A 15,767-nucleotide genomic window follows, 5' to 3' on the forward strand; every position below is an offset into this window, starting at 1 on the left:
CCTGGGTCGGGTGTAGAGCTACTGGGCCGAATCGGGATTCGGGACCTCTTGCGCGATCAGTCCCTTGGAATGCAGCGAGTTGTATTGCTGGCCAAGGGCATTGCTCATCGCGGGTGAGCCGGTGACGATGCTGCCGACGGTCCCGCCCAGGAAGCCGAGGGTGCTCGCACCGATGATGCAGCCGCCGACGATCCCTACCGGTGTCAATACGGCCGTCGGGAGCGTGAGGGCTCCGCCGGTCACCGCACCCAATGGGCACCCGACCAGCACACCGATCGTCGTCCCGACCACCCGGCCGGCCGTGGAATCGCTGGCGAAGGCGCCAGTGATCGAGGTGAACGCGTTCAGGTACTCCTGCCCGGGATCTGTGGGCGCCGCACCGGGCTGCTGCTGGGAACTATCGACTACCGCGGCGGTGGACGGGGTAGTCGCCTGGTCCGGTTCGGCGGTTGCGGTTCCGGCGCAAATCGTGCTGGCCACGATCGCGACGGCCGCCCATCCGGCCGCTTTGGGTATCTGATGCATGTTGCTGCCTCACTGATATTCGAGCTGGAAAAAAGAGAGAATCACGATCTCACAGAAAGAGAATGCCAAGGCGACTAAGGGCGCAGCCAAGGAATAGAAAGGCGTCATGCCCGCATGCAAGATCGGCATGGCTATGCACCACTGGGCACGGACAGGCTGATACACGTCGGCTGAGGCGGTTCACAACTTCTGCCCCTCAGCGGTTCTGCCGGTGAACGGCCACCGCGGCGAGGTTCCTCATCTGCGGGATAACTTCCTTCTGCACTGCGCGAATCTCTCTCTCCATATGGAGAATGTCATTCTTACAACGGATGCGGGCAACCAGAGGGGTTTTGCGAATATTGGCGACTACTGCTGTCCGGGCCGCAAGGTGAGGAATAGTGCGCGCGCCTCGGCGCACAACCGGTCGCCGTCGTGCAGGGTCGCGACCAAGAAGATCTTGCGCGCCTCCTGCCGCTCGACCCTGGCACGAATGGTCAGCTCCGTGTCGAGCGGGGTAATGGATCGGTAGTCGACGGTCAGTGATGCGGTGCGGATCGCCGCCCCCGAATAGGCGACCCCACTCATGCCGAGCACGGTATCGAAGGCGAGCGCGATATGACCGCCGTGCACCGCCGAATTGCCGCCGACATGGAACCGGCGGAAGGTAATTCGAGCCGACACACCGTCGCGGTCGGAGCGATCGACGACGAACGGCGGCAGGGTGATGTTGCCGTTCGCGGGCACGTCGGGTCGGACCCAACCGGGCACCGACCACTCATCGACCAGGACCGTGTCCAACAGGCCGTTGAGTTCCTTCAGCGCCGTGATGGCCTCCAATGCCACGTCATCGGAAGGGGAGGCCAGTCGAACACGGTCCATCAGTCCCCGAACCTGTTCGATGAACTCGCCGTAATGCGGACCGCCACGGGAGATGTCGGGCGTGCGATCCACCGACTGAGACCGCGCCGGCCGAAACCCACCTTCGTGGTGCTCCTCGGTGGGCAACGGCTCCAGGCTCTCATTCATGAGAATTACATTATCGTTCGGGCCTGCGGCACCACGGACCGCTGCCGCCACACTAGGGGGCGGCGGCACCGTCGTGGGTGATCGCCTTTCCGTTCAACCGGTCCCCCAGCTGGGCGAGATCGTAGGACTGTCTGGCCAGCCAGAAGCGCAAGAATCCGGTCAGCGAATACCGCAGGAACAGCGCCGATCCCACCACGCTCGCGGCCACGCCGCCGATTGCGAGGGTTATCGCATCGCGTTGCGCCAGTGGGTCTTTGGTACCGTGCGACATGAAGTAGGCCAGCACGGCCAGCACCAGGCCGAGCACCATCAGGGTCACGCCGGCGCGCAGCCACAGCACGGCCCGCCCGGCAGCGGGATCGGGAATCTTGGCTTCACTGAGTTCGCGGACGAATCGGTCCGCGCGTGTTTCGGTCATTCGGAACTTCCTAAGTAGAGGGCCGCCAATTCGTCGCGGATACCGCTGTCGGGGTGGCCATGTTTTTCGATGCGACCGCGCACCAGCACGGCCGCGTGGTCGGCGATATCCAGCACCGCCGCGGCGAACTGCTCGACGACCAGGACGGCCACGCCCTGCCGGGCGATTTCAGCGACCTGCTCGTAGAGCTGGCCGACCACCAGCGGCGCCAACCCCATCGACAACTCGTCGAGCATGAGTACCGCCGGATCGGTGGCCAGGCCGCGGGCCAGCGCGAGCATCTGCTGTTCACCGCCGGACATGGTGCCCGCCGTCTGATCGGCCCGCTTCCCGAGAATCGGGAATCGGGTGAAGGCGATCTCCTGGATCTCCTCACGAGAGCGGCCCGTGAAGGTCATCATCAGCAGGTTGTCGCGCACCGACAGGTTGGGAAAGACACCGCGCCCCTCCGGGATCAGGCAGACCCCGGCCCTGGCCAGGTCGCGCGGGTGGGCACCGGTCATATCCCGTCCACCCAACCGCAGTTGGCCGGAGGCGACCGGATGGACACCGGCGGCGACCTGCAGGGTGGTGGTCTTGCCCGCGCCGTTCGGCCCGAGCAGAGCGACCACCTGACCCGCGACGACGCTCAGATCGATACCGTGCAGCACCGTGATCGCGTCATAGGCCGCGCGCACCTCGCGCAGTTCCAATAGTGGGGCGGCGGCAAGATCGGTTGTCGCCGTGGCTGTTTCGATGCTGTCCACAGTCAAGCCGCCCCCAGATAGGCCGCGAGCACGGTTTCGTCGCGCCGGATCACCTCGGGTGGTCCAGAGGCGATGACCTTGCCGAGGTCGAGCACATAGACCTCGTCACAGACATTCATGACCAAGCCCATATCGTGTTCGACCAGCAGCACCGCCGTGCCGTCGGCGGCCAGCGAACGCAGTAGCGCCGCGAATCGTTCGGTCTCGCTTCGGTCCTGACCGGCGGCGGGTTCATCGAGCAGGATGAGCTCGGGTCGCGCGGCCAGCGCCCGGCCCACCTCGATCAATCGGCCAGTTCCCGTTGGTAGCGCATCGGCACTGCTGTCGGCGACTTCGCGCAGATCCAACCGTTCGATGATCTCGTCGACGACCCGGGCGCCGTGCCGACGCTGCGGACCGAGTTCCGCGGCGACCAGCAGATTGTCACGAACACTCAACCGGCCGAACAATTCCAGACGCTGGAAGGTGCGAGCCATCCCGAGCCGAGCACGACGGGCCGTGCCGAGTCGGGTGACATCGCGCCCATTGATGAGCACGCGCCCCGAGGCCGGTTTACGCAGACCGCAGATCACATCGAAGAATGTGCTCTTGCCTGCACCGTTCGGCCCGATCAAGCCGGTGACCCGACCGGCTTCGGCCACCAACCCGGCGCCATCGAGCGCGCGGTGGCCCCCGAAGATGACGCTCACATCCTCAACTCGCAGCAGCGGTGGCACGGCCCAACACCTCCTCGTCCTGTGTGCGCCATGGTCGCCGAATCCCCCACCATTCGAGCGGCACTTCGGGTTCGGCGGCCACGCGCTGCTGCCGCGCGATCCAGACGCGGGCACCGATCACCATGAGCACCAGGCCGAAGAAGAAATGCCAGCCGGTGATCACATCAGCAACTCGAAGCACCCACAGCAGCACCGAGGCGACCAGCACCACCGGCCCCACCACGCGATCGCGGAACATCGGCAGCCATTCCTCCCGCATGGCGGCAATCGCACCCTGACCGAGCATGCCGCCCGCGAAGGCGATACCGCCGAGCGACGGCAACACCTGCGACAGGTTCAACAGCGATGGCCACAGCACCGGAATCACCAGCAGCGGCCCGGCATACGCGACACCGGCGAAGAAGCCACTGCCGACCGCGCCGAGACCGGCGATCACCACGATCAGGAAGATCGGCAATCCGGACACCAGGTTGAAGTGATCGGAGGTGACCGCACGCAACTGCATGCCGTACAGCGCACCGCCGAGTCCGGCGATCGCCGCCGAGAGCGCGAACACCAGCACCTTCGCCATCAACAGATTGCCACCAAGGGTCGCGTAGGCGGCCTCACTGTCACGCATCGCGATCAATCGCCGCCCGAACCGGCTGCGCCGCAACATCGCAATCGCGAAGCTCGCCATCGCGAGGCATACCGCCGCGAATACGGTCACCTGGGCGGTGCTGTCGAGATGCCAGCCGAACAGTCGTGGCCCGACCAGATTCAGCGAACCCTGTTCGAAGAAGGTGATCTTCACGCCGAATATGTGCACGGTCGGCAAGGTGAAGACCCACCGGTCCAGGACGACGGAGAAGGCCACCGTCGCCAGAGCCAGGTAGACCCCGGACAGCCGCAGCGCGGGCAATGCGATCACCGCACCCACCGCACCCGCGACCGCCATTGCCAGCAGCAATGCCCACCATTGCCCGTCCGCGCCGTACTGGGCATAGATGACCGCCCCGACTCCGGCGATGCTGAGTTGGCACAGCGAGATCTGCCCGGCGTATCCGGCCAATGGCACGAACGACAATCCGATCACGCCGAAACCGAAGATCTGCCCGTAGGTGATCAGATCGGCCTCACCGAGCACGGTGGCCAGCACCACGCCCAGCGCCACGACCGCCGCCGCGAAGGCGGCCGATCCCGAAATCGTCGGCAGCGGAACCGGACTGAGCCGCCGATCGCGCCCGCGCAGCCGTCCGTGCGGGAACAGCAGCAGCGCGATGAACAACAACAGCGCGGGCGCGGCCAGCCGCAGGCCCGGCAAATACTCGTTCTGCGGCAGATAGCCGGTGAGGTAGCTCTCCAGACAGCCGACCACAATCGCACCGAGGAAGGTCATCGGCAGGCTGCGCAACCGACCGAAGATCGCCGCGGTGTAGGCGCTGACGATCAGCAGCGACAGCTGGGGCGCATCGAGGGCGACGGTCGGCGCCACCAGAATGCCGCCGATCGCCGCCAACTCGATGCCCAGAATCCACGCCACTCGGTTCGCCCGCCGCGGGTCGGCGCCGGTCAAACCGACGAGCGCACGATCGTCGACCGTGGCCCGCATCTCGGCCCCGGTCCTGGTGCGGTACAACAGGATCCGCAGGCCAAAGGCCACCGCGATCGCGACCACCATCGTCAATGCCTGATGCCAGGTGACGGTGACGACGCCGAAGTGCAGCGGTCGCTGTTCGTCGAAGAACTTCGGCAGGGTGCGGGCCGTGTTGGGGTCCCACACCCATTGGGCGAGCAGGATCAGACCACTCAGTAGGGCAATGGTCATCACCAACTTCTCCGCGTCACCGAGGCCCTGGGTGGGGGCCAACGCCCACGCGAAGACCAGGCCGAACAGCGGCGCGAATACCAGCAGTACCGCGGCGATCGCCAGCGGCGCTTGCACGCCCCAGCCGATATGCAACTGCCAGTACACGAACGCCGACACCATGCCCGCCGCACCGTGCGCGAAATTGAATACGCCGGTGGTGGTGTAGGTGAGCACCAGGCCGCTGCCGATGATCGCGTAGATCGCCGCGGTGCTCAGCCCGACGATGCCGAAGGCGAGGAATTGCTCCATTGCCGAACGACTCCGCTACTTGAAGTCGTTGATGCTGAGTCCGACGTCGGCGAGGGTCAGTCCCTTGCCGTAGTCGTTCTTGTACACGTAGGCGTTCATATCGCAGCGGTACGGGCCGTTATCGGGCTTGAATTCCGCGGGCTGCTGCCAGCCCTGCGGTGTTGCCTGCACGATGTTGTAGCACTTCGGCAGTGCTCCCCCGGTCGGCCGCACGTCCGCTGGTGCCTGCAGACCGCCCGCGGTCCACACCGTCTCCTTGGTTGCGGCGTCGTACACGCACTTGCGGGTCAACTGGTCACCGCAGCCCGCCGCCGATTTGGCGAAAAGCAGCCACGCGGAGAACGCACGCAGTACCGGGTAGGTGACATCCTTACCGGGGGCGTACTTGGCGAACAGGTCCTTCACCAGCTTGACGGTCGGTACCGTCGCGCCCGCCTCGACCGGCGCGATGCCGGCCAGATCGGCGAAATTATTCTGTCCCGCAAGGGATTTGCCGCCCAGCTCCAGGAACTGCGAGTTGTAGGCGTTGCTGTTGGCGTCAATCCAGTCCAGCTTGTAATCCATCCCGGTCAGCACATCCTCCAGCTTGGCCAGGCTGCGGAAATCGCCGAGGAAGAGCAGTCCTTTGACGCCCTTGCTCTTGATCGACTGCGCGTACGGTGTCCAGTCCGCGACGCCGGTGGCCGGATAAAGCTCGTTGTAGACGACCGACGCGTTCATCGCGGTCATCGATTCCTGGAATTTGGGCACCATCACCTTGGTCGACGGCGAATCGCCGGTGATGATGCCGACCGCACCGGCGGAGGCCGGATAGGTGGTGATCAGCCACTGGTGGTAGCCGGTGTAGGGGTTGTACGGGCGAGATGCCGACGCCCCGGACCCGGAAGCCTGCAGGTCGGACCCGGTGTTCTTGACGTCGACTACCTGCGCCGGAAAGTCCGGCAGCAGGCACTTCAACCGATCCTCGGTGCCGAGCGAATCCAGCGCGGCGCCGCCACCGACCAGCGCGAAGTCCTCGCGGCAGGCCTCGATCATCCGCTGGCGGACTTCCCTGAGCTTCGCATCACGCACGGTGGCCACCAGCTTGCGCCCGCCGATACCGCCGGCGGCATTGCACCAGGAGGTGAAAACGTTTGCCGCATCGACGAATTCGGTGTTCTTGGTGAACCCGACGTCACTGAAGACACCGACCTCGAGCTCGCCCGCGGTCACGCCCTGCGCGGGCGAACTCGATGGCTTGCCGCCCTGGCAGACATTCTTCAGATCACCGAAGTCGCCCGACGCAGTCGAGCTGGTGGTGTTGGTGCCCTCGACTTCCTCACCACCACGACTACAGCCGGCCGCCAGCAGCGTGGCTGCCAGCAGAGCAACGAGTATTCGCTGCGATTTCACGTTTCCTCCTCTACGGACGCCACCGCGACACCGATCCGAGATCGGTCGAGGCCGAGTCCTTGTTCTACATCGAGCGGCGCCCCACCGGATCTGGCGCTCTCGCCGCTGGGAAGGCAGCTTTCCATATTTGGAGAATTAAGGTCACTGATTCGGGAAATGTGTTCTACGTCGACCTTCCGTATCGCGCGACCAAGCCGACCCTGCGGCGACCGTCCCACGACCGATTGCCACCAACCGAGAATGAGAATAAGATTCTCTCAAATAGCGAAGGAGGATTTCATGTCGGCACAAACTCCGCTGCCGTATCCGCTGTTCGACGCGGACAACCACCTGTACGAGACCAAGGAAGCACTGACTCGCCACCTACCCAAGCGGTACGAGGGCATCATCCAGTACGTCGAGGTCAACGGCCGGACCAAGATCGCGGTACGGGGGCAGATCAGCCAGTACATCCCCAATCCCACCTTCTCGGTGGTCGCGCGTCCGGGCGCCATGGAGGACTACTTCAAGAACGGCAACCCGGAGGGCAAGAGCCGCCGCGAGATCTTCGGCGAGCCGATGAAGGCCATCGACGCCTTCCGTGAGCCCGGGCCGCGCCTGGCGCTCATGGACGAGCTGAAGGTCGACCGGAGCTTGATGTTCCCTACCCTGGCCAGCCTGGTGGAGGAGCGCCTGCGCGATGATCCGGAAGCCATCCACGCCATCGTGCACGCACTCAACCAGTGGATGCACGAGACCTGGTCGTTCAACTACAAGGACCGGATCTTCGCGGTTCCGGTGATCACCCTGCCGATCGTCGAGGAGGCCATCAGGGAACTGGAGTGGGTGGTCGAGCACGGCGCCAAGGCCATTCTGATCCGCCCCGCTCCGGTGCCGGGCTTCCGCGGTCCGCGCTCCTTCGCGCTGCCGGAATTCGATCCGTTCTGGAAGCGGGTGGTCGAGCTGGGCGTCGCGGTGACCATGCACACCTCCGACAGCGGCTACGCCCGCTACACCCAGGAATGGGACGGTGCCAACGCCGAGATGCTGCCCTTCGTCACCAATGCCTTCAGCATGGTCAACGAATGGCGGCCCGTGGAGGACGCCGTGACCTCACTGCTGTGCCACGGTGCGCTGCTGCGGCATCCGGATCTGAAGGTAGCCATCATCGAAAGCGGCGCCGCCTGGCTGGGCCCGCTCATGAACAAACTGTCCGAAACCTTCAAGAAGGCGCCCGAAGGCTTCGGCATGCAGAACCCGATCGAAACCATCAAAAACCAGATCTTCGTCAGTCCCTTCTACGAGGAGGGAGTGAGCGACCTGATCGATCTCATCGGCGTGGATCGGGTGCTGTTCGGATCCGACTACCCGCACCCCGAAGGCCTGGCCCAGCCCACGCACTTCGCCGACATGCTCACCCATCTGCCGGTCGAGGATCAGGCCAAGATCATGGGCGGCAACCTGGCGGGTCTGCTCGGCGTATGAGTGGTCAGGCCCGGAGACGGCAGCGAAGCATAACCACGCAGGGCCCCACACATACGCCAAGAAGGCACAGCGTATGAGCTGGGAGACCATCCCGCAGATGGTCCTGTCGGCGGCCGACCGCTTCGGTTCGGCCGAAGCGGTCGTCGATGGGTCACTGCGATTGAGCTTCACCGAACTCGCCGACCGGGTCCGCCGCGCCGCAGGCGCATTCACGGCGGCGGGTGTCGGCGCGGGCGATCGGGTGGCGATCTGGGCGCCCAATTCCGCCGAGTGGATCATCGCGGCGTTCGGGTTGCTGAGTGCGGGCGGTGTGCTCGTTCCGGTCAACACAAGGTTCACGGCGGAGGAGGCCGACGATATCGTGCGCCGTAGCGGCGCGAAATTGCTGCTGGTGCAGCAGGGCTTCCTCGGCGTGGACTACACGGGTCCGGACGGTGTGCCGGTGATCGATATGAAGTCGGACTTCCTGTCCAGCGGCGCACCCTTCGAACGGCGGGTGCGCGGGACGGATATCGCCGACATCATCTACACCTCGGGCACGACCGGAAAGCCCAAGGGCGTCATGATGACTCATCTGCAGACGCTGCGGCTGTATGCGGAATGGTGCGAACTGGCCGATCTGCGGGAGGGCGACCGCTATCTGATCGTCAATCCGTTCTTCCACACCTTCGGATACAAAGCCGGGATCATCGCGTCGCTCATTCGCGGCGCGACCATCCTGCCGGTCCCGGTCTTCCATGTCGATCGGGTGCTCGAGCTGGTCGAGCGCGAGCGGGTGACGATGCTGCCTGGACCGCCGACCCTTTATCACTCGCTGTTGGAGGCCAAGGACCGATACGAGCTGTCGTCGCTGCGTGCGGCGGTCACCGGGGCCGCCGATATTCCGGTCGAACTGATCCGCCGGGTGCACGAGGAGCTGCCGTTCCGATCCATCATGACCGGATACGGGCTCACCGAGGCGGGCACCGCGACGGCGTCGCGCCCGGGCGACACCTTCGAGCAGATCGCGACGACCGTCGGGACCGCCTGCGATGGCGTCGAGGTGCACATCGCCGATGACGGGGAGGTGCTCGTCCGCGGATACTCCGTCATGCAGGGCTACCTCGACGATCCTGAGGCGACCGCCGCGGCGATCGACCCCGAAGGTTGGCTGCACACCGGTGATCTCGGCAGTCTCGATGCCGACGGCCGGCTGCGGATCATCGGCCGCAAGAAGGATATGTTCATCGTCGGCGGCTTCAATGCCTATCCGGCCGAGATCGAAGGCGTTCTCCTACAGCATCCGGCGGTTGCTCAGGTGGCGGTGGTCGGTGTTCCCGACGAGCGGCTCGGGCAGGTCGGCAAGGCGTTCGTCGTGACCATCGACCCGATCTCCGAACAAGAACTGATCGTGTGGGTCAAGACCCGCATGGCGGGTTACAAGGTGCCGCGCGTCGTGGAGTTCCGGAAAGCTTTGCCGTTGAACGCCACCGGGAAGGTGATGAAGGATCAGCTGCGGTAGGCGCGCGGCATCTCCCGGATGACCGTCGCGCCGAATTCCGCCAAAGTCTCCGGCGCGGCGAAATCGGTGAACCACACATAGAACCGCTCGACGCCATGCTCGACGAGCTCGCCGAAGTGCGTGCTGAGTTGTGCGGCGTCACCGACGACAAGGCCGTCACCCAGCTGACCGAATCGCCGACTGCTGCGCGCACGGACCTCCGCGGCATCCTGCCCATGACCGACGAAGCCGACCATCTGCTGAATCGATATCCGCGCCGATCCGATCTCGGGCAGTAGTTCGGACAGCCGATTCAGTTGCGGTGCAGGCAGATTCCACCAGGTCGCATAGCCACGCACCAATTCCAGCAGGGGTGCGCTGGTACCTCCGATGACAATCGGAATCGGTGTGCTCGGCGACGGCACCTGCGCCGGTCCCTCGGTATTCGGTGCACCCCAATACTGATGCAGCAGTTCGAGACTGCGCCGCAGCCGATCGCGTCGCGCGGCCGCGCGGTCCCGGGTGATATCGAATCCCACCAGCTCGTGCGGCACCGAACCGGCACCGAGGCCGAGTTCGAATCTGCCGCCCGATGCCTCCTGTAGCGTCACCGCCTCCTTGGCGAGCACCGCCGGATGCCGGAACGAGTCGCACAGGACCAGATGTCCGATCCGCAGTCGCTCGGTCCGCGCAGCCACCCATGCGGCTACCGTCATGGCCTCCCACAGGGGCAACTGTTCGGCGCCGGGCGCGACCAGGTGGTCTATGAAAGCGATGCCGTCGAACCCGCTGTCCTCGGCCACGTGAGCCCGTTCCACGATGTCCTCGACGCGCAGCTTGATCTGCGGCAAGAACAGAAACCACTCGGGCGCTGGATTGTTCACAGCGCGAGGCCACCATCGACGGCGACCGTCGCACCGATCATCGCACTGCTGTCCGGCCCCGCCAGAAAGGCCAGGACACTGGCGATCTCCCCCGGGTCGAGCAACCGTCCGATCGGCTGCCGGCCCGCGAAACCCGTCGGATCGGGCATTCGGTACAGGCGCGCTATCTCGGCCAGGAGCGCGGTATCCGCGGAGCCCGGACTCACCGCGTTCGCGGTTACCCCGGTGCCGCCGAGTTCGGCACCGAGTGCTCGAATCAGCCCTGTCACACCGGCTTTCGCCGCACAGTAGGCGGCCAGCTGGGGCAGACCCTTGGTCGCGGCCGCGGAGGCGACGGCCAGGAACCGCCCTGATCGCGGTGCGGGTCGGGCCAGCAGCGCCGGTACGGCCGCCCGCGCCAGGTTCACGACCCCGCCCAGGCAGACATCCAGCACCGCGCGCTCCTGCTCGATCGGCATCTCCCACAGCGGAACTCCACCGGCGATCACCCCGGCCGCCGCGACCACCGCATCCAGCCCGCCCCAGGTCCCGACCGCCTCGGCCACCGCGGCCTGTAGCGCCGAGGGCTCGCGTACGTCGGCAACATACGGCCGCACGGCACCTACCCGGTTCACTCGACTGCTCGCCTCGGTCGCCACCGCGACGAGTTCACGTTTGCTGCCCATCGGATAGGGCAGCGCGGGATCATCGGTCGCCAGATCCACCGCGAGCACAGACCAGCCGCGAGACGCCAGTTCCCGTACCGTTGCCGCACCGATCCCCCGCGCCGCACCGGTGACGAGCGCGACTCGCCGATGCTCCGAACGCGAAGTCACGCCGACCTCCGAACCGCCGGATATTCGGCAACCGGTCGCCGCCGATGCGAATAGTCCTCCGACAGCTTCGACCCGGCTATGCGGCCGACCCCCGCCAGCGCCGAATCACCATCTCCATCCATACATTCCGTATACGCCGTGCTGCTCTGCTGGCTACGCAGTTCGGTTAACAGTTCCGAGTTCCGCCAGATGAATTCGAATCCGCCTGCGGCACGGATGTTTGCGGTGTGGAACTGGTTGTGGTCGGCGAACGCGCAGACACCGCCGACCGGGTCGATCACACACATCACCCGGCCGAAGTTCGACCCTTGCGACGATTCGCCGTAGCCGGACAGGTGGAAGAACGCTCCGGTCAGGACATCGGTTTCGTGCTGGCGCAGCCAGTCATCGAGCATCCGCTCCTGGTCCGCCGCGGGGTGCAATTCGTCCGAGACGCGGCCAGATGGCCGGGTCAGCCGAAGCTGCGCACCGAACATATCGGCGATTGCCTTGAAAGCATGGATCTGGCCGATATTTCGGCTGGTCATCGTGACGGACAGCTCGAATCCATAGACGCCTGACGAAGCAAGCAACTCCATCGCGCGCACCGCCGCCCGGTACGCCCCGGTGCCGCGCATCGCATCATTGACCGCCTCGGTCGCGCCATCGAGGCAGATCCGCACATCGATGTGGCTGTTCCCGGCGATCCGCCGCGCGGCATGGGGCGTGATCCGAATTCCGTTGGTGGAGAATTTCACTCCGATGCGCTTGGCGGTGGCGTAGTCGACCAGTTCCCAGAAGTCGGGGCGCACGGTGGGCTCGCCGCCGCCGATATCGATACGGCAGATCCGCATCCGTTCGAGTTCGTCGATCAGCGCCTTGCATTCGGCGGTGCTCAGCTCGCGCGGATCGCGGCCAGGTGTGCTGGACGAGCAGTGGATGCAGGACAGATCGCAGGCGTGGGTCAGCTCCCAGATCAGGTCGATCGGCGCTTCGCTGGTGTTGTCGATCATGGGGACTCCCGCGTCATCGCTTGCGCTACCAACTCGAATGGAAATGCAATTCTCGTCTTACGATAATGACATTCTGCGGCGGAAACAAGGAGGCGGGCCGGTCGATACCGCCGCCGTCAGGCGACGGCTTCCTCGCCGACCAGGGTGGTGCGGTGCATCAACCGGCGTGAGCTCACCTCATAGTGCTGGGCACGGTGCAGCATGCCGGTGTTGTCCCACACCACCAGATCGCCGGGCCGCCATTGATGCCGCAAGGCGAACCGCGACTGGGTCGACCATTCGAGCAACCGATCCAGCAGCGCCCGGCTCTCGTCCGCCGACATGCCGACGACCTGCGCCGCGGTCGCACCGATCAGCAGCGACTTGCGGCCGTTCTTGCGCGTCCACACCAGCGGATGCACCCGGGTCGGCACCTTCGCCCAGGCGGCCCGCTCCCGATCCGTCGGATCCGGATTGGCCAGCGACTGCGCATGCGCGAAACTGTGTACCACGCGCAGGGTTTCGAGTTCGGCTCGCTCCGCGTCCGACAGCGCCACATAGGCGGCAAAGGTATTGGCGAATTCGGTGCCACCGCCATCGGTGGCCACCTCGAGCGCGGTCAGCAGGGTGGCCAGCTGTGGGATGGCATCGGTCGCGCCATCGATATGCCAGAAAAATGTGCCCTCCCGATAGGCGGCAAGCACGCTCTTGGCCGGATCGCGGGTGATGGCCGATACCTCCGGATGCGACTTCTCCCCGCCGAACGGCGCGACCACGACCTCGCCGAGCAGGCGACTCAGCGCAACGAGCGCGTCGTCGTCGATGTGGGCGTCGCGGTAGATCACCACCCCGTATCGGTCGAGCGCGGCGCGCAGATCGTCGGCAACGCGCCGGTCGGCGAGTTGATAGCCGGACAGTCCAGTGATTTCCAGTCCGATGTGGTCGGTGACGGGGATGGCCGTGACGGTCATGATGCGCCTCTTCGGTACGGCAGCACGCGAGTCGTTGCGCCTCGGCATGCTGAACTACTGCCCAAACTCAAGATATGCATATGCTTAACACCGTGACGGATGACAGGTCAAGGAGCCGTTCGAGCGCGCACGAGTCGACAGCCGGCACCACCACCACCCGGTCACGCCGGGTCGGCGCGCAGGATTCGTCCACCCGACTCGCCATCCTGGACGCCACCGCGCGGATCATGCTCGAGCAGGGACATGCCGCGGCGACGTCACGGCGGGTCGCCGCGCTGGCCGGGGTCAAACCCGCGCTGGTGCACTACTACTTCCCGACCATGGACGACCTGTTCCTGGCGGTATTCCGCCGTGGGGCGGAGGCCAATCTGGAACGGCAGCGCCAAGCCGTGTTCTCCGAGCAGCCGCTGCATGCGCTGTGGCAGCTCAGCCGGGAACCGCACGGCACCCGGCTACAGCAGGAATTCATGGCCCTGGCCAACCAGCGCCCGGCCATCCGCACCGAAATCGCCGCCTATATCGAACGTTTCCGCGATATCCAGGTCACCGCGCTGACTTTTATCGCCCGCGCCAACGGGCTCGACCTCACCGCGCTGCCACCGGTGGTGATATCACTGCTGATCGCCAGCATCTCCGGCGTCATCGCGACCGAAAATGCCGTGGGCGTCACGCTCGGCCACGCCGATTTGGTCGCATTCGTCGAGCAGTACCTGGCCAGGTTCGAGGCGACCGCAACCGAATCTGCCGCGACCACAATCGAGGCCGCAGATTCGTGATCCGTGCGTACGCTCAGTCAGAGTTTGAGCACTAGTTCAGCATCCAGCAGGGGCATTACTCGGCTGCGACAGCTCGCCGCCGATATCCCGGTGGGAATTTGTCGACCGCGCCCGCACGCAGGGTGTATGGTCGACCTCACAGCGAGAGTGACATTCTCTGAAATGAAGACTGACCATCTCTCCGCTTGTCGAGATCGGGGTGGAGGCGCACCCCCGGCGTTCCCACGAACAGCGAGGAGTCACGTGAACATCGACGACATGATTCTGGTGAGCATCGACGACCACGTCGTCGAGCCGCTCGATATGTTCGACGGCCGGGTACCGAAGAAGTGGGCCGACCTGGCACCGAAGGTGATCGTCGACGACAAGGGTGTCGACCGGTGGGTCTACCGCGGGAAACCGACGGGGGTCACCGGGCTCAACGCGGTCGTTTCCTGGCCGGCGGAGGAGTGGGGGTACGACCCGGCTGGTTACGCGGAAATGCGGCCCGGTGTCTACGACATCCACGCCCGCGTACGGGATATGAACGCGAACGGCATCCTGGCCTCGATGTGCTTTCCCACCTTCGCCGGATTCAGCGCCGGCCACCTGAGTCACTTCAAGGACGAGATCACCGTCGCGATGATCCAGGCATACAACGACTGGCATCTCGAGGGCTGGTGCGAGGTCTACCCTGGCCGGTTCATCCCGAACGCCATTCTGCCGCTGTGGGATCCGCAACTGGCCGTCGCCGAGATCCGGCGTGTCGCGGCGAAGGGCTTCCACGGGGTCACAATGGCGGAACTACCGCACCTGCAGGGCAGCCCCAGCTATTTCGACGAGGACTTCTGGGGACCGGTCTTCGCGGCGCTGAACGAAACCGGTCTGGTCATGAACCTGCATATCGGCACCGGATTCGGGGCGCTCAAGCTGGCGCCGGACGCGCCGATCGACAATCTAATGTGCCTGGCGCCGACTGTCTCCCAGATCACCGTCCAGGATCTACTGTGGGGTCCCGCGTTTCGCTCCTACCCCAATCTGAAGGTGGCGCTGTCGGAAGGGGGCATCGGCTGGATCCCGTTCTTCCTGGATCGCTCCGATCGCCACTACACCAACCAGAGGTGGCTGCGGCGCGACTTCGGCGGCAAGCTGCCGAGCGAGGTCTTCCGCGAGCACGTCATCGCCTGCTATGTCACCGACCCGACCGCACTCACCTATCGGGACGCGGTCGGTATGGACATCATCGCGTGGGAATGCGACTACCCGCACTCGGACTCGCTGTGGCCCGACGCACCCGAATTCGTGCTGAAGGAATTGAATGCCGCCCACGCCGACGACACCGATATCAACAAGATCACCTGGCAGAACGCCTGCCGGTTCCTGAATTTCGATCCGTTCGAGCACACCCCGAAGGAGCAGGCCACCGTCGGCGCGCTGCGGGCGAAGGCCGCGGGTTGGGATATTTCGACGAAGTCGCGCAAACAATACGCCGAAGCCTATGCCCAGCAGGCACACTGACCGAGG

15 protein-coding genes are annotated in these 15,767 nt (G+C 65.2%); 4 read left to right on the top strand and 11 right to left on the bottom strand.

Going from position 1 to position 15,767, the window contains the following annotated elements; translation table 11 throughout:
• Positions 1-18: 18 nt before the first annotated feature.
• The 7 genes from AB0J47_RS09745 to AB0J47_RS09775 form a co-directional block, all read right to left on the bottom strand.
• Positions 19-525 carry a hypothetical protein gene (locus tag AB0J47_RS09745; protein ID WP_364342716.1) on the bottom strand — a complete coding sequence of 169 codons (507 nt, stop codon included), beginning with the start codon at positions 523-525 and terminating at the stop codon, positions 19-21.
• 348 nt (positions 526-873) lie between these two features.
• Positions 874-1,533 carry a PaaI family thioesterase gene (locus AB0J47_RS09750; protein ID WP_364342719.1) on the bottom strand — a complete coding sequence of 220 codons (660 nt, stop codon included), beginning with the start codon at positions 1,531-1,533 and terminating at the stop codon, positions 874-876.
• 52 nt (positions 1,534-1,585) lie between these two features.
• Complete coding sequence (locus AB0J47_RS09755) at positions 1,586-1,951, bottom strand: hypothetical protein (RefSeq protein WP_364342722.1); 366 nt, start codon at positions 1,949-1,951, stop codon at positions 1,586-1,588.
• The gene (locus tag AB0J47_RS09760) at positions 1,948-2,688 is read right to left on the bottom strand and encodes an ABC transporter ATP-binding protein (RefSeq protein WP_364343093.1); all 741 of its coding nucleotides are present in this window, start codon (positions 2,686-2,688) and stop codon (positions 1,948-1,950) included. Before AB0J47_RS09760 ends, AB0J47_RS09755 begins: the two co-directional genes overlap by 4 nt.
• 11 nt (positions 2,689-2,699) lie before the next feature.
• Entirely contained in the window at positions 2,700-3,413 is a 714-nt protein-coding gene (locus tag AB0J47_RS09765) for an ABC transporter ATP-binding protein (RefSeq protein WP_364342725.1), read from the bottom strand.
• Complete coding sequence (locus AB0J47_RS09770) at positions 3,391-5,511, bottom strand: ABC transporter permease (RefSeq protein ID WP_364342728.1); 2,121 nt, start codon at positions 5,509-5,511, stop codon at positions 3,391-3,393. The genes AB0J47_RS09765 and AB0J47_RS09770 overlap by 23 nt, the downstream gene beginning before the upstream one ends.
• Before the next feature lie 15 nt (positions 5,512-5,526).
• Positions 5,527-6,903 (bottom strand): ABC transporter substrate-binding protein, encoded by a 1,377-nt coding sequence (locus tag AB0J47_RS09775; protein ID WP_364342731.1) that lies wholly within the window; start codon positions 6,901-6,903, stop codon positions 5,527-5,529.
• Between the two features lie 279 nt (positions 6,904-7,182).
• Here AB0J47_RS09775 and AB0J47_RS09780 point away from each other — a divergent pair, with 279 nt between their 5' ends.
• Together AB0J47_RS09780 and AB0J47_RS09785 are read left to right on the top strand one after the other, a co-directional pair.
• Entirely contained in the window at positions 7,183-8,367 is a 1,185-nt protein-coding gene (locus tag AB0J47_RS09780) for an amidohydrolase family protein (protein WP_364342734.1), read from the top strand.
• Positions 8,368-8,440: 73 nt separating this feature from the next.
• The gene (locus AB0J47_RS09785) at positions 8,441-9,868 is read left to right on the top strand and encodes a FadD3 family acyl-CoA ligase (protein ID WP_364342737.1); all 1,428 of its coding nucleotides are present in this window, start codon (positions 8,441-8,443) and stop codon (positions 9,866-9,868) included.
• On the opposite strand, the gene AB0J47_RS09790 is transcribed toward AB0J47_RS09785, so the two are convergent.
• From AB0J47_RS09790 to AB0J47_RS09805, 4 genes are all read right to left on the bottom strand, one after another.
• Positions 9,856-10,731, bottom strand: a complete 876-nt coding sequence (locus tag AB0J47_RS09790) for an LLM class flavin-dependent oxidoreductase (RefSeq protein WP_364342740.1) — start codon at positions 10,729-10,731, stop codon at positions 9,856-9,858. The genes AB0J47_RS09785 and AB0J47_RS09790 overlap by 13 nt on opposite strands.
• Positions 10,728-11,546 (bottom strand): mycofactocin-coupled SDR family oxidoreductase, encoded by an 819-nt coding sequence (locus AB0J47_RS09795; protein WP_364342743.1) that lies wholly within the window; start codon positions 11,544-11,546, stop codon positions 10,728-10,730. Before AB0J47_RS09795 ends, AB0J47_RS09790 begins: the two co-directional genes overlap by 4 nt.
• The gene (gene mftC, locus AB0J47_RS09800) at positions 11,543-12,538 is read right to left on the bottom strand and encodes a mycofactocin radical SAM maturase (RefSeq protein ID WP_364342746.1); all 996 of its coding nucleotides are present in this window, start codon (positions 12,536-12,538) and stop codon (positions 11,543-11,545) included. Before mftC ends, AB0J47_RS09795 begins: the two co-directional genes overlap by 4 nt.
• Positions 12,539-12,654: 116 nt before the next feature.
• Positions 12,655-13,488: a TauD/TfdA family dioxygenase gene (locus tag AB0J47_RS09805; RefSeq protein WP_364342749.1), complete on the bottom strand. Its 834-nt coding sequence runs from the start codon at positions 13,486-13,488 to the stop codon at positions 12,655-12,657.
• 203 nt (positions 13,489-13,691) lie between these two features.
• On the opposite strand from AB0J47_RS09805, the gene AB0J47_RS09810 reads away from it, so the two are divergent.
• Positions 13,692-14,264, top strand: coding sequence for a helix-turn-helix domain-containing protein (locus AB0J47_RS09810; RefSeq protein WP_364343096.1), 573 nt, complete (start codon positions 13,692-13,694; stop codon positions 14,262-14,264).
• A gap of 243 nt (positions 14,265-14,507) precedes the next feature.
• The gene (locus AB0J47_RS09815) at positions 14,508-15,761 is read left to right on the top strand and encodes an amidohydrolase family protein (RefSeq protein WP_364342752.1); all 1,254 of its coding nucleotides are present in this window, start codon (positions 14,508-14,510) and stop codon (positions 15,759-15,761) included.
• The last annotated feature ends 6 nt before the right edge of the window (positions 15,762-15,767 follow it).

Source organism: Nocardia sp. NPDC049737 (genome assembly GCF_040674755.1).
In the GTDB taxonomy this organism is placed as follows: Bacteria; Actinomycetota; Actinomycetes; order Mycobacteriales; family Mycobacteriaceae; genus Nocardia.